The organism is Nocardia sp. bgisy118, from assembly GCF_057708605.1.
The window spans coordinates 1-854 of record NZ_JBYISM010000085.1; the positions used below are offsets into that span (position 1 = coordinate 1).

The following is an 854-nucleotide window of genomic DNA, read 5'->3' on the forward strand; positions in this document are numbered from 1 at the left end:
AGACCACATCACCGAACTCGTCGAGACCGGCAGGATCGACCGTCGCCAACGCCGCCGTGGTAACGAAACCATGCGTGACATGCTCGGCGGCGAGAAGCTCTGCCAGTTCCTTGCCGCCGTACACGGTCGGCGGCGCGATCACCATCGTTGCCGCCGGTCCGAACGCCTGCAGATACTCGAACACCGACCCGTCGAAACTCGGAGTCGCGAAATGTAAGGTCCGCGACGACGAGGTAGCTCCCAGCCGAGCGCTCTGTTCGGCCGCGAAGTTGTCCAATCCACGGTGAGTGACCACCACCCCCTTCGGGACCCCGGTGGAGCCGGAGGTATAGACGAGGTAGGCCGTGTGGTCCAGGGACAGACGCGCGGTCCGATCCGCATCGGTGATCGGGGTGGCCGAGTGTGCCGCGCAGGCCCGTTGCAGCTCGGGATCGTCGAGTACCAGCCACTCGACCGTTCCCGGAAGTTTGTCCCGCTGCCCAGACACCGTCAACCCGAGGAGGACCCCGGAATCGGTGAGCATGTGCGAGATCCGCTCGGCCGGATACGTCGGATCCACCGGCACGAACGCGGCCCCGGTCGAGGTGACCGCCCACACCGCCAGCACCGACTCCACCGACCGCGACATCCCCACCGCGACATACGTTTCCGGACCGGCACCCCGGTCGATCAACAATCGCGCCAGCCGGGTCGATCGTTCCTCGAGTTCCCGATACGACACCCGGACGTCACCACAGGCCACGGCGACCGCATCGGGATCGATCGCCGCCGCAGCGCTGAAGATCTCCGGCAACGTCCGTACCGACCCACCCGGCAGCCCCCGCACCGGCGTCAGCGCCGCACGCTCTGTCTCC

Annotated in this window: 1 protein-coding gene; it reads right to left on the reverse strand. The window is 67.1% G+C overall.

All coding sequences use genetic code 11. From position 1 onward, the window contains the following. A partial coding sequence (locus AC3EO7_RS37820) for an AMP-binding protein (RefSeq protein WP_431972734.1) occupies positions 1 to 854 on the reverse strand: 854 nt, incomplete at both ends.